The sequence below is a fragment of the Spirosoma litoris genome (assembly GCF_054776755.1).
In genome coordinates this window covers 1-11,707 of the sequence record NZ_BAAHBI010000073.1, presented here as the reverse complement: position 1 = coordinate 11,707, position 11,707 = coordinate 1, and the positions used below count along the sequence as shown (strand labels likewise).

The following is an 11,707-nucleotide window of genomic DNA, read 5'->3' as shown; positions in this document are numbered from 1 at the left end:
GGCGTTGTCGAAGGTAAAAGCGATCAATAATCTGTCAACCTATTTTAGGACGGGTCACAGGAAGGTTCGTTCAAGGATAAAACCGTAATTTCGGTTCGTAAAGTCAACTATTTACATGAGATTTCGCGTACTGGTCAAGATTATTTCGCGCCGATACGGTTTATGGATTGTGGCAGGCCTGCTTATTGTAGCCGCCATTTGGGTTTTTCGATCGCGACAGGCAGACGACATGAATTGGCGGTTTGTCCAGGCATTTGGTATTCGCTTGCCCATGCGTTATGCTATTCATGGCATCGATGTATCCCGTCATAACGATCGGATCAATTGGGCACGGGTTCAGAAAATGGAAGCGGAGGGCGTTCGATTGCAATTTGTTTTTATCAAGGCAACCGAAGGAGCAACCTTAGCCGATAAACATTTCGACAAAAACTGGCGCGAAGCAAAGAAAATTGCGCTGCACCGAGGAGCCTACCACTTCTATCATCCTACGCGTGACCCACTTAAGCAAGCCAATAATTTTATTCGTCATGTGGAGCTGAGCCCAGGCGACTTTGCCCCTGTGGTTGACTTTGAGGTAATCAATGGCCAATCAGACGAAACAATCGTGAATGGGCTGAAGCTATGGCTCGAAACGATTGAAGAGCACTATCAAATTCGCCCCATTATTTACACCAACGGCAACCTCTATAAACGCTATATCAAAGGGAACCTGGACGAGTACCCGCTATGGATAGCAGACTATTCTACCAAACATTTACGCAGTTATAATGCCGATAAACTTTATCTCTGGCAGCATAACCAAAATGGCTGGGTAAAGGGTATTCGTGGGCAGGTCGACTTTAACGTATTTGTGATGGATGATACCCGGATGCAGGAAATCTGTTTGTGAGTCTGTCAAATCCTGGCCTCAAGCAATCTGTCTTTACACCGTTACTTTTGTCAGCTCAACCGGCTTTGCAAACCAATCTTTTGCTTTAACGCCAAACGCTTTCATGTGTGGCATTTCGTTATGCGCCTGCAACCCCGCTTCGTCATCCCAGAGTTCGTGCATGATAAAACGTTCGGGATGCTCTGCGCTTTGATATAGTTCGTAAAATTGGCAGGCTGGTTCTGTCCGAACTTCCGTAACTAATTCCTGTAAGCCATTTTTTAAGTCGACTGCATTTTCTGGCTTGGCTGTGATGTTGGCAAAAACTAAAAGAGGCATGTGTTTAAGGTTTATTAGGACGCGAAAGTAGGATAATTATGATTGCCAGATTTCCCAGGCCTTTTCGGCTTGTAATTCCAGCATGCGCAATCCATTGTGCACAGAAGCTCCTCGTTCGAGACCAAGTTTCATGAATTGGGTTTCCGCTGGGTTATAGACCAAATCATACAGCAGATGCTTATCCGTTAGTAAATGATAGGGTATATCTGGTGCTTCGTTTATGCGTGGGTAAGTCCCAACAGGTGAACCATTAATTACTAAGGAGTAATCTGGCAGAACACCCGCTAATTCCTCATACGTCAGGGTGTCGGACGTTTTGGTTCTGGATACAAATGAAAAGGGAATCTCTAAATCAGTCAGCGCCACTGTAACAGCTTTGGAAGCTCCACCGGTGCCAAGCACCAGCGCTTTAAGGTCTGTAGGTACGCGCTCAAGTTTGGTGAGCCAATCGGTCAACGATTGCCGAAAACCATAATAGTCAGAGTTATAGCCTGTTCGTGAGCCATCGGCTTCTAACTTAATTACATTGACTGCACCAATTTTTTCTGCCGATGCGTCAAGCCGATCTAAATAAGGGAATACGGCCTGTTTATGAGGGATGGTTACATTCAGCCCGCGCAAATCTGGTAACCGCAATAGATCTGACAAACCAGAAATAGCTGGCAGATCAAACAGGTCGTAACGACTATCTACAATGCCTTCTCGTTCAAATTTCTCTGTGAAATATCGTTGAGAGAATGAATGGGTAAGCGGAAAACCAATAAGGCCGTATCGATTCATTGGATTGGATTTAAACTAGTATGCCACGGCTTTGGGCAGTGGCATACATAAAATCGATAGATGTAAATACTACTTGGAACGCTTTTTGAAAAACTCAATGATAATCGGTAATACCGACAAGCCGACAATACCGAATACTACCAATTCAAAATTCTTCTGTACGATTGGGAAGTTGCCAAAAAAGTAGCCCAGTAATGAAATGCTTGTTACCCAAAGCATAGCTCCTAAAATACAGAACTTAATATACGTGCCATATGTCATGCTGCCCGCTCCGGCTACGAAGGGTGCAATGGTTCGTACGATAGGAATAAACCGGGCAATAATTACTGTCCGTCCACCGTATTTGGCGTAAAAATTTTCTGTTTCAGCAATGTATTCCCGCTTGAAGAACAAGATTCGCTCCCGCGATTTAATCTGTGTTCCCAGGAATCGACCAACAAAATAGTTGACGTTATCACCTAACAGGGCGGCTCCAATCAGGAGTGGGATAATCACCCAAACGCTCAGCTCATTGGTCGGCCGTGCTGCCAGGGCACCAGCCGCAAACAGCAATGAATCGCCGGGTAACAATGGCATGACAATCAATCCCGTTTCCGTGAAAACAATCAGGAAAAGAATAGCATAAAGTAGCACACCATATTCATTAGCCCACAGATCGAGGTAACGATCAAGGTGAAGCAAAAAGTCAAGCAGCGATTTAATGAGATCCATAAAAATAAGTCGCCAGTTACCAGTCGATAGTTAATAATCGTCTAATTCGTACTGACTGAGAGCTATTGACTATTTATCTAAAAAGTGTGTAAATGTATCACCTCGAAGCCCTAACCGGATCGTTTCCAGAGGAATAACTTCATGAGGGGCGATGTTTCCAAGGTTAACGTTGGCACCCAGAAGCTTCACAAACCAGACCTGCTGTTCTTTCTGAGGGGCTTCCCACAAAATACTTTCGAAGGGAACCTGCGTAAGAATTTCTTCAACTAATCCCTGGCGAACCTCACCGCTAGAACGGAACAAACCAACGGTACCGCCTTCACGGGCTTCACCAATGACTTTCCAGGAACCAGCCTGTAGCTCGGCTTTCATCAGCTGAATCCATTTATAGGGAGGAATAATTTTGGCTTCATCTTTAGAGCCTACTTCCGACAAAACAGTTACCTGAGTGGCTAATGTGCGGATGTATTCACACTTGTCATCCTGAGCCATTTCAATCGAGCCGTCCGACACTTCGGCATATTCCATGCCGTATTTGTCCAATAACTTTCGGTACTCATCAAACTGATTCCGTACAACGAAGGCTTCGAATAATGTTCCACCGAAATAAACCGGAATATTTGCTTCCTTATAGATGGCTAACTTTTCTTTCAGGTTTGGCGTAACAAACGATGTTGCCCAGCCCAATTTAACAATGTCTGTGTAGTCAGCAGAGGTAGATAAAAAATCCTCTACTTCCCGCAGGCTTAGCCCTTTGTCCATAACCATCGTTAAACCGCTATTGCGAGGTTTCGAGGTACGGTCAGGCAACTGCGTAAGCGTATAGTTCATACAGAGTAATCGAATAGGCGTATTAATAATCGCTCAAAAGTAACATAAGTCTTGAAAACCTCCCAAGAAAATCCATAAATAATAGCAGCATAAGGCCCTCTGACTTAGTTTAATGCTATTTTTGCCGGATATGGACAATTTGATAAATCCCCGACTGGATTTCTTCCGTTCTCAGATCGGTCATGATATGCAGAATAGTATATCACCTTTCGGTCGCTGGCTGAATGGTACAATACGAGAGGCCGATTATGGACGTATGGTTGCTGATTATACAATAAGAAAGGAGATGACCAATCCAGCTAACGTACTGCACGGTGGAGCAGCATCAGGAATATTGGATGATTTAGTAGGGGCGACTGTGTTCGCCCTTGGTCGCGAATACGCATATACTTCTGTAAATCTGGTGGTTGATTTTTTACATGCAGCCCGACTCGGAGACATTGTTACAGTAACGGCAGAAGTAATAAGAGAGGGGAAAAATATAATTCATTGTGAGGGGCGAATCGTAGCTGCCGATGGGAAAATTATTGCGAAATGTGCTACGAATCTGATACAAACATCCCTGAAATTGACTATCTGAATTATTTTCAATTGGAATATTTTTATTATTAGGTTACTTGGTATAGCTATATACGTTTATCTTTGCCGAATGGTTATAAGGGTGTCTTGATACTCAGAAAATATGCCTCTATGTCTCTACTAACTTATTTCCAGTGAAAAGAATGAATAAACATTTTGCCTTTCATAGAAGAAATAGGAGAAGAATTTAGACAATGTCAAGAAAAAGGTATTTGTTCGGCGGTTCAATTGGGAATTGTTTTTTTATCACTTGATAATTACTATTATTGACCATCATTAAACTAAAGGAAGTTTTGAACACAATTCAAGCGAATTAGTAGAATGATAATAAAAGTTGTTTACAAGCTTATTGTAGGACCTGTATTCAGTAAATAAAGTATTTAGTCTGTTAGACTAGTATAATATTGGTGACGGGTACTTAAAAAAATGGAAAGTATGAATTGACTTTTGCAATTCAGCCTTAACATTGCAGAAAAAATGAAAGCGCAATGCCCATTTGGAGCTAATTAGCCATCAAATGAGCTTGTAATCGGAACGATTGTATAATTCGTTCGGCTTCATTTTTAGGGAAATTTTTCGGTTAAATGCAGCTGGTATTTTTTTTTTGTAAAGTTTAAGAAACATTTAGCCGAGAAGTTAGTCATATAGCATATACGTTAAGGTTGTAAGTTAACCTTTCTGTAGAAGTGCTTAGTTTATATAGCGGAATAAGCCTGTGGTTATATAGCTTGAACCGTTCCCTAAGTTTCTACAATCGTATTTGGAAGAGTAAAAGTTTAATCGGAATCATTGCGTCAAATTAACTCAATAAATATGCGAACATTTATCCAACAACACCCCCTGAGGATGCTGGCTGGACTCGTGTTGCTAAGTTTTGCAATACCATCTATTAGCCTTGCTCAACGGGCTGATTCAGTCCGGGTTCAACCCGCTACAACGACTTCCAGCGGGAATTATGTACGTGAGAATATCTACCGTTTAGGGAAAGGTATTTACACGGACACCCTGCGTAGAAGTGATTTCAAAGCGCAGGCCAGTGATGTGGCTGAACTTGATGACTGCGACACAACCTTTCAGACGTTTATTCTAGTACGGCGATTATCTCCCTGGCGAGTGGGCTTGTATGCTGGTCCTAACTTCGCTTATTGCGGTACTTGGGAAAATACTTTCGGGCCAAATAAGCGGGATAACACCCTTTATAATGGCGCTGGATTTAATATCACGGCTAATGCAGATTATTATTTGACACCAGCAACCCGTCGGCTTCGTTTTGGATTAGGAGCAGCTTTGGGATATGGTAATTATATTACTCGTAGCATTTACCGGGACTATCTTTACAGCCTCGCTGCAGCACGTGGTTTCAATAGTTCTCAAGTGACAATTCGTCAGAGGGCTTCTGAAGATATGTTCCTGACAGTTGGTCCCGTACTTCAGTTCACGCTTGCTCGTAGTCGTAAAAACCCAGATGCAGTAACCTTCATCGAAGCAGCTGCCCGGGGTGGTCTGTTCCGTACAGAGGCTGCTACCATTTCAGCTTATACGCCATCGACATTAACGCTGCCTGCAGTACCTTCATTTGTAGACGGTGGTGGACTTATTCGATCGGTTAACCCCAGTTCGAATCTGTATCACTTGGGTGCGTTAGGGTCTTTAGCGATCTTCTTCCCGTTGAAAAATAACTGGAACATTGGTCTGCAAGGACAAGGATTCATCACGCAACTCAATTACCTGATTGTAAATGGTGTTGATGATCAGTTGTATGAATTTAAACGTAAGCATGGTGGCTTTACCGTTGGACTAGCCGTTCGGAAAGGATTTGTTCAAAAGAAACTTATCCCCAAAGCTCCTGTGTCCTGCCCAACTTGCGAACAGATTCCCGAGCTGAGTGTTCAATTCAATGGGGCTTCGCTGAAAGGTGCATCGCTGGCTTATACCGATGGCAGCAGCGCTCCTGTTAATACGGCCGCAGCCGCTCCAGTTATTAGCTGGCGCAGCACGACTCCGAATCCGAAAAACGAAACCTTTACAGCTCGTCTGTATTATCGTCCAGATTCAGTCGTAGCAGGTAACACAGATCAAGTAATTGCTCAGTTGGAAAATACGACCGATACGTCGCTGCCATTCCCAGCTGCTTATTTCTCGAATGGTCAACTGAATCCAGGTTTTTACTACGTAACGGTTCACAACAAGCAAACGGCTAAGTGTGGTACTTGTATGAGTGAGGTGGTAACAACAAGCTTCTCGAGCGTTCGTCCAAGAAATGTGGTTCAGCCTGAGTGCGAATACCGTCACCGTCTGGAGCGTCTGGAAGTATACTACCGTACCCCATACACCCGCGAAGTTGCTAACGTTTGTTACTGTAACGGTACCGTTACCTCGGTTGGGGACACAGTTACTCGTCTACGCTACCGTGGCTTGAACCGTCGTCTGGCTGATAACGTGGTTGAGTTCGATACGAATACGGTTATCCTGAACCTGAACGAGCTGCCAGGTGGCTTAGCTCAACAGCTACAAGCTGAGAAAGCGAAAATTGAAAGCGGTAACGCGATTCGCTTCAAAGGTCGTCGTGTACGTCCGCAGGTTCAATACTTCCGCGCAGTATTCACCGTTACGAAACTGCCATGCAACGGTCAGCCTGAACAAACTGTGGGTAGCTTCAACACAACGATCAGCGATAACAGCTATACGATCACTGACCTGAAGCCACTGACAGATGATCAGAAAGCTAAATTACTTGCTCCACCAGCGCCTGCTAAGAAAAAAGCACGCCGGGCAGGTAACAGCGGCCGCCGTTCAGATGTGATGTTCGGAGTTGAATAACTAAGTCATACACTAGTAAAAAAACCGGGAGCCAACGCTTCCGGTTTTTTTATTCAATAGCTATTGTAAAGGAGATAAAATCAAGAAATTGTCGCCTTTCAGTAAAACAATTGATGCTGCGATTGCTGTACTATCAACTCAGCTAGGATTCAACTCAGATAACAGATGCGCTTTTTTCTCCTGATTATATTGTTCTACGGTTCTATGGATATACTTAATGCTCAATCCTATCCTGCTAATTCCCCAGTTGTTTCGACAATAATGCAAACGTACTCGTTCCGGTTCCGGCCAGGTCAGGACTTAAAGAAGGAGCTTGACGCTTTTGTGCGACAGGAGCGTATCGAAGCTGGCGCAATATTAACTTGTGTGGGTAGTTTGACCGATGTAAGCTTACGATTGGCTAATCAGTCAGAACCAAGCGTGTGGAAAGGGCATTTTGAAGTCGTTTCATTAGTAGGAACACTCTCAACGAATGGGAGTCATATACACCTATCGGTAGCTGATTCAACTGGCCGGACACTAGGTGGTCATCTAATGGAAGGGTGCAAAATTTATACGACTGCGGAGCTAGTGGTTGCTGTAATGACTGACATAACGTATTCCCGAGAGGTAGATCCAGTATTTGGTTACAAGGAATTAGCTGTCAGGAAAAAAAGACGGAAATAAAGAGACGCTTTTAATTTCCCCTAAAAATAAAGAAAGCCATCTTACTAGGATGGCTTTCTTTATTTATTTAAGGTGAGACTATTAATTACGTTTACTCATTTCATCGCGAATCTTGGCCGCCCGCTCATACTCTTCATTGCCAAGTGCTTCTTCGAGCATGTGCTGGAGTTCTTCCGATGATGCATTTTTCAGCTGGTCGCCAAATGATCGTGTTGACGGACGATTCGGAGAGCGTACGAGTTCCTCTTGCTCTTCCTCGTCATTGCTACTGGCTGTAATACCTGCTTCAGACAGAATCGACTCATTCGTATAGATAGGAACGTCGAAACGAATACCAATCGCAATGGCATCCGATGGACGAGCATCAATAACAGACTCCCGAACTCCATCGAAACAAACGATCTTTGCAAAGAAAATTCCTTCTCTTAGATCAGAAATCATGATCTCGCGGACCGTAAACTTGAATTGTTCCGCAAACTGCTTGAACAAATCATGAGTCATTGGTCGGTTCGGAACAATCTTCTCAATTTCGATTGCAATGGCCTGTGCTTCAAACATGCCAATGATGATAGGCAATCGTCGGTTGCCATATTCTTCACCTAATACCAGTGCAAACGAGCCCGATTGCGACTGGCTGGGTGATAGTCCTAATATTTCCAGCTTAATCTTATCCACGGTGCGAAAATAGCAATTTTTAGCCTTAGGTCATTCGTCTATTGTCATCAGTAATCATAAGTTTTCAATAAAAACGAATGACTGACGATAGACTAAAGCGCCTTCACAGCTTTCGTCAGGCGGGGCAGCACGTCGAATACATCACCAACGATACCGTAATCCGCCGATTTGAAGAAAGGAGCGTCGGCATCCTTATTGATAACAACAATTACCTTTGAGGAGTTTACACCCGCTAAATGTTGTATAGCACCGGAAATACCACAGGCAATGTATAAGTTAGGACTAATTTTAAGCCCAGTCTGACCTACGTGTTCAGAGTGAGGGCGCCAATCCAGATCTGATACTGGCTTAGAACAGGCAGTTGCCGCATGAAGCGCCTTAGCCAAATCTTCAACAATGCCCCAATTCTCAGGCCCTTTCAGCCCCCGGCCAGCTGATACCACTAAGTCGGCTTCTGGAAGGAGAATATCGCCCGAAGATTTCTCCGTACTTTTTACTGAAATAGCGAAATCAGCTTCATTTAATGCAGGCGTAAATGCTTTGACTGAAGCCGTAGCCTCGGTTTCTTCTGGCGTAATGGTATTTTTCTTGATCGCCAAAATTTTCACATCGGCTTTCAAATCATTATAGGCAAACGCTTTACCTGTATAGATGCTACTCTTCACCTGAAAACCACTTGACAGATCAGGAAGCGAGATTACGTTTGCAGCCAGACCTGCTTTGAGTTTGCCCGCTAAGCGAGCCGTCATGGCATCGGCGAGCGATGATTTAGCAAGAACGATAACCTTGCTTCCTTCCTGCTGAACGGCTGCGGCCACCACCGTAGCGTAAGCCATGCCGTTGGGTTCGTTTAATTTAGCATCGCTGGCATGTAGCACGTTTGTTGCCCCGAAGCGCCCAGCCGAAGCTAGTTCTGACTCATCAGCAGCTCCAATAATAATAGCAGTTGCAGTTGTACCCGTCATCTGGGCCACTTTGGCTCCGTAGAAGATAGCTTCCTGCGAGGATTTCTTAATCTTACCTTCGTCTAATTCGGCAAATATGAGAACTGACATTTTCTGAAAAGTTAAAGAGTTTCAGGGTTGTAGAGTTATAAGGTTGTGTTATGTTAAAGCAACTTTATGACTTGATAACGCTACAACTTTAATGACTCGGTTTAAATTACTTTTGCTTCGGTATGGAGAAGTTGGATAAGCTTTTCGGCTTCGTCGGCCGGAATCATTTTTACCGCGCCACGAGGGGCTGGTAATTCATAACTGGCAACGGTAGTAAGCGTATCGGTTCCGGTTGGCTCAACTACTTTAAGCGGTTTGGTACGAGCAGTCATAATACCACGCATGTTGGGGATTTTCCACTCGGCAATGGGTTCCTGGCAGCCTAGTACTAAAGGTAGTTTAGCTTCTAAACCTTCCTTACCACCTTCAATTTCGCGCGTAATTCGGGCGGTATCACCTTCCAGATCAAGCAACATAACAGGGGAGATTGAAGGAATGCCAAGCATTTCGCCAACGATACCATGAACTTGGCCCCCATTATAATCGATAGATTCGCGACCCATCAAAATCAGGTCGTAACTATTTTCTTTGGCAATAGCGGCTATTTGCTCGGCTACGAAATAGGCATCTGTAGGCTCTGCATTGACACGAATTGCATCGTCGGCACCAATAGCCAGGCATTTGCGGATAACTGGCTCTGAATCAGCCTGACCAACGTTCAAAACCGTGATTGATGCTCCCGTTTTTTCTTTGAGTTCAACCGCCCGTGCTAAGGCATAGTCATCATATGGGCCGGTAATAAACGTTACGCCTGCCTTGTTGAGCTTTGTGTTATTGTCGGTAAAGGCAATTTTGGTGGTAGTGTCAGGCACACTTGTCACACACACTAATATTTTCATACTTATTCGGGTTTTGTAGTGACTAGTCTGTAGCCAATAGTTGCCGGTAGATAGTCAGTTGGAGATAACTACCTCCTAACGACTGTTGACTAATTTTACGATTCAAAAGTACAAACAATCTTAAAAAAATGGTATGCTTGCATACTATTTTTCTCGAAAGTATGAACAACGACCGTATTCAGTTATTGAGGCAGTTTATAGAAGAAGAACCGGGTAATCCATTCAATGTTTATGCCCTGGCTATGGAATATATAAATAGTCGACCTGAGCAGGCGCGTATTTATTTTGACCAGCTACTTCAGGAAAATCCCGATTATTTGCCTACCTATTATCATGCGGCTTCTTTGTATGCGGAGTTGGACGAACGAGACAAGGCCGCAGAATTATATGACAAGGGAATAGCTCTGGCTAAAGTGCAGAATAATTTAAAGACGTTACAGGAGCTACAGCGCGCACAACAGGCGTTTGAAGATGATGACGACGACTGGTAGCAGGGTACGTTTAAACTTATTTACCGTCGTTTTCGGCTGTTTTTTTGTTGAACCAGCTCCTGTTTAAATAGCAAAGGAACATTAGCTTGTTCTGGTAAACTATAATTGATAGCCAGGTACTTCGCCGATTGTACTTTGGGGAAATAAACAAGCCCACGTACCGATTCGCCGGGAGCCACCGTAGTAGCTTTTAAGGCTAATTCCCGCCAACGGTACTCTTCGTAATCATATCGTTGCATCCGATTAGCAAAGGTGCTATAATCGATGGCACGCTTAACCGCAATGCCCTGATAAGCAAGACCATGAACAACTCGATTGTTTGTATATTCACGATAGGAACGGCTATTGTTTGAGGACGATACATCCGACGCAATAGCTGCCACCATCAAAATTGTATTAAATACTTTAGCCCGCTTTAATCGTTTTTCTTCTTCCTTACGCTTTATAGTCATGCGACTGGCCTCATAAGCAGGATCAGCGGCCGAACGAGCCAGGATCGTATTCGGATGTTGGAGGTCGGAGAGGGTATCTTGTTCGGCGCCTAGTGCCACAAAGTGAAAATCGGCTGGATTAACATCAATGGGGTGATCTGTGCGGTTTTTGATCTCTATGTCCAGGGTAATAAACTCCAAATCTTCGTGCTCATATGAAGCCACGACACCCACGCCATTTTGCTCAGCTTTGGTCACCGGACGACCATCAATCTGTGCCACATCGCCCGAAACTGGCTCCAGTCGATAAGCGCTAGTTAAGGCTGGCGAACAACTATTCAGTATACTAACCATCAAACCAGTGGCAAGGGTATATGTGAGTGTAGAAAGAAGCTTCATGAGTTGTACGAATTGAAGCAGATAAATCGATTTTCTTTTTGGTAAAGTTACGGAATCACTTGATTCCATTTCGGTAAGAACATATTAGTTTTAATAAGAAATCCAGCGCTACCTACCGATAAATAAAACACCGGCAAATTGTTGCCAATCAATAGATTAATCATGAGGCTGTTTAAACTTTACGGAAAATCCCCAAAGCTGTGTGAATTTTGAGGTGCGAACT

At 43.9% G+C, this 11,707-nt stretch carries 13 protein-coding genes; 5 read left to right on the top strand and 8 right to left on the bottom strand.

Translation table 11 applies throughout. The features are described from left to right. The first annotated feature begins 115 nt into the window (after nt 1-115). Nucleotides 116-889, top strand: a complete 774-nt coding sequence (locus ACYVGR_RS35245; protein WP_460965242.1) for a glycoside hydrolase family 25 protein — start codon at nt 116-118, stop codon at nt 887-889. Between the two features lie 33 nt (nt 890-922). Here the strand turns inward: ACYVGR_RS35245 and ACYVGR_RS35240 are convergent, their stop codons facing one another. From ACYVGR_RS35240 to ACYVGR_RS35225, 4 genes are all read right to left on the bottom strand, one after another. Further along, complete coding sequence (locus tag ACYVGR_RS35240) at nt 923-1,207, bottom strand: putative quinol monooxygenase (protein ID WP_460965240.1); 285 nt, start codon at nt 1,205-1,207, stop codon at nt 923-925. Between the two features lie 36 nt (nt 1,208-1,243). Then, the gene (locus ACYVGR_RS35235) at nt 1,244-1,987 is read right to left on the bottom strand and encodes a shikimate dehydrogenase family protein (protein WP_460965238.1); all 744 of its coding nucleotides are present in this window, start codon (nt 1,985-1,987) and stop codon (nt 1,244-1,246) included. 69 nt (nt 1,988-2,056) lie between these two features. Continuing rightward, nucleotides 2,057-2,698, bottom strand: a complete 642-nt coding sequence (locus ACYVGR_RS35230) for a DedA family protein (RefSeq protein WP_460965236.1) — start codon at nt 2,696-2,698, stop codon at nt 2,057-2,059. Nucleotides 2,699-2,767: 69 nt separating this feature from the next. Continuing rightward, the gene (locus ACYVGR_RS35225) at nt 2,768-3,529 is read right to left on the bottom strand and encodes a phosphosulfolactate synthase (RefSeq protein WP_460965234.1); all 762 of its coding nucleotides are present in this window, start codon (nt 3,527-3,529) and stop codon (nt 2,768-2,770) included. A 112-nt stretch (nt 3,530-3,641) separates the two neighbouring features. On the opposite strand from ACYVGR_RS35225, the gene ACYVGR_RS35220 reads away from it, so the two are divergent. The 3 genes from ACYVGR_RS35220 (at nt 3,642) to ACYVGR_RS35210 (ending at nt 7,594) form a co-directional block, all read left to right on the top strand. Next, nucleotides 3,642-4,109, top strand: coding sequence for a PaaI family thioesterase (locus ACYVGR_RS35220; RefSeq protein WP_460965232.1), 468 nt, complete (start codon nt 3,642-3,644; stop codon nt 4,107-4,109). A gap of 845 nt (nt 4,110-4,954) precedes the next feature. Continuing rightward, nucleotides 4,955-6,928: a hypothetical protein gene (locus ACYVGR_RS35215; RefSeq protein ID WP_460965244.1), complete on the top strand. Its 1,974-nt coding sequence runs from the start codon at nt 4,955-4,957 to the stop codon at nt 6,926-6,928. A 165-nt stretch (nt 6,929-7,093) separates the two neighbouring features. Further along, nucleotides 7,094-7,594, top strand: a complete 501-nt coding sequence (locus ACYVGR_RS35210) for a PPC domain-containing DNA-binding protein (protein WP_460965230.1) — start codon at nt 7,094-7,096, stop codon at nt 7,592-7,594. An 81-nt stretch (nt 7,595-7,675) separates the two neighbouring features. On the opposite strand, the gene ACYVGR_RS35205 is transcribed toward ACYVGR_RS35210, so the two are convergent. The 3 genes from ACYVGR_RS35205 to ACYVGR_RS35195 form a co-directional block, all read right to left on the bottom strand. Beyond that, on the bottom strand, nt 7,676-8,269 hold the full coding sequence (locus tag ACYVGR_RS35205; RefSeq protein WP_460965228.1) for a bifunctional nuclease family protein: 594 nt from the start codon (nt 8,267-8,269) through the stop codon (nt 7,676-7,678). Between the two features lie 92 nt (nt 8,270-8,361). Then, complete coding sequence (locus tag ACYVGR_RS35200; RefSeq protein WP_460965226.1) at nt 8,362-9,324, bottom strand: electron transfer flavoprotein subunit alpha/FixB family protein; 963 nt, start codon at nt 9,322-9,324, stop codon at nt 8,362-8,364. 101 nt (nt 9,325-9,425) lie between these two features. Further along, nucleotides 9,426-10,163 carry an electron transfer flavoprotein subunit beta/FixA family protein gene (locus tag ACYVGR_RS35195; protein ID WP_460965224.1) on the bottom strand — a complete coding sequence of 246 codons (738 nt, stop codon included), beginning with the start codon at nt 10,161-10,163 and terminating at the stop codon, nt 9,426-9,428. A gap of 161 nt (nt 10,164-10,324) precedes the next feature. Between ACYVGR_RS35195 and ACYVGR_RS35190 the strand changes: the two genes are divergently transcribed. Then, nucleotides 10,325-10,654 carry a tetratricopeptide repeat protein gene (locus tag ACYVGR_RS35190; RefSeq protein ID WP_460965223.1) on the top strand — a complete coding sequence of 110 codons (330 nt, stop codon included), beginning with the start codon at nt 10,325-10,327 and terminating at the stop codon, nt 10,652-10,654. A 20-nt stretch (nt 10,655-10,674) separates the two neighbouring features. Here ACYVGR_RS35190 and ACYVGR_RS35185 read toward each other — a convergent pair whose 3' ends face one another. Continuing rightward, nucleotides 10,675-11,484 carry a hypothetical protein gene (locus ACYVGR_RS35185; protein ID WP_460965221.1) on the bottom strand — a complete coding sequence of 270 codons (810 nt, stop codon included), beginning with the start codon at nt 11,482-11,484 and terminating at the stop codon, nt 10,675-10,677. Nucleotides 11,485-11,707 lie beyond the last annotated feature (223 nt).